This is a genomic window from Bradyrhizobium sp. WSM1743, assembly GCF_000473065.1.
Taxonomy (GTDB): Bacteria; Pseudomonadota; Alphaproteobacteria; order Rhizobiales; family Xanthobacteraceae; genus Bradyrhizobium.
The window spans coordinates 1-1,309 of the sequence record NZ_AXAZ01000156.1; the positions used below are offsets into that span (position 1 = coordinate 1).

Below are 1,309 nucleotides of genomic sequence, written 5' to 3' on the forward strand. Positions count from 1 at the left end.
TCAGTAGTGTCCGGTTAGGTTTTTGCATGTTATATGGGATAAAAAAATTAGAAAAATGTTCATTTTTTACTTGACAAACCAAATAAAAATTTTTTATCGTTTTGTTATAAAATATAATTATAACAAGGAGTTAAGACAAAAATGGACATATTCAATATCCCAAAAAAGAATTTTAATCCCCAATCTCATGCTCGATTTCTCAAACCTTTGCAAAAGATTTTTCCTGACACGCCACAGCTTAAATCCCGAGGTCACAGGCCATTGAAAATGACTTTTGAAGATCAGCTTCACGCACTGATATTTTTCCATCTACAAGAACATGAATCAGCTCGTGATCTTATTCAACACCTTAAAGAAGACGATTTTGCCAAAGAATGTGTCGCTCCAGATGGAGGGATCAGTCGTAGCAGTTTTTCCGAAATTATCAATTCTCGAGGGCTTGAACAGCTTGAATATGTTTTTCAAGCTCTTTGCAGCCAGGCACAAAATGCTTTACCATCAAATTATTCAGATCTCGGTGAACTCGTTTCCATTGATGGATCTTTAATTGATGCAGTTCTGTCCATGTACTGGGCTGATTACAGAAAAGGCGCTAAAAAAGCAAAAGGCCATTTCGGCTTTGATGTCAATCGCAAGATTCCTATAAAAATTCATCTGACAAATGGAAATGGCGCTGAACGCCCCTTTGTCAGGTCTATCCTTACAAAAGGCCAAACAGGAATCATGGATCGGGGGTATCAATCACATAAGGATTTTGATCTTCTTCAGGATGAAAAAAAACATTTTGTTTGCCGCATCAAAGCGAAAACAACAAGAACTATTATCAAAGAGCAGCCTGTTGATCCCGACAGCTATATTTTTTATGATGCTGTGGTTCTTCTTGGCACTCCTGGGGTAAACCAGACCAGAAAGCCGGTTCGACTGGTTGGTTATAAAATTGCCGGTGTCAAATATTTTGTGGCAACTGATCGTTATGATCTTACAGCCGAGCAGGTTGCAACCGTTTATAAGCTTAGATGGGATATCGAAACTTTTTTCAAATGGTGGAAGAAACATTTAAAAGTGTACCACTTGATTGCTCACAGTAGATATGGCCTGATGGTTCAAATCCTTGCGGGGTTAATAACCTACCTGCTTATGGCCATATACTGCCATGAACAGTTTAATGAACCTGTATCAATAAAGAGGATTCGTCAGCTTAGAAATACCATCCAGAACGAATTACGTACTGACGAAAAAAACGTATGGTCTAATAATCTGATTATCAAAGAGCAAATGCTATATGCAAAAACTTAACCGGACACTACTG

Annotated in this window: 1 protein-coding gene; it reads left to right on the forward strand. The window is 38.0% G+C overall.

The annotated features are described in order from the left end of the window. The first annotated feature begins 141 nt into the window (after positions 1 to 141). Positions 142 to 1,296 carry an IS4 family transposase gene (locus YU9_RS44075; protein ID WP_036019371.1) on the forward strand — a complete coding sequence of 385 codons (1,155 nt, stop codon included), beginning with the start codon at positions 142 to 144 and terminating at the stop codon, positions 1,294 to 1,296. Positions 1,297 to 1,309 lie beyond the last annotated feature (13 nt).

Bases quoted from the DNA above. Each gene is read 5' to 3' on its own strand.
- YU9_RS44075 (WP_036019371.1), top strand. From the start codon at position 142: ATGGACATATTCAATATCCCAAAAAAGAATTTTAATCCCCAATCTCAT.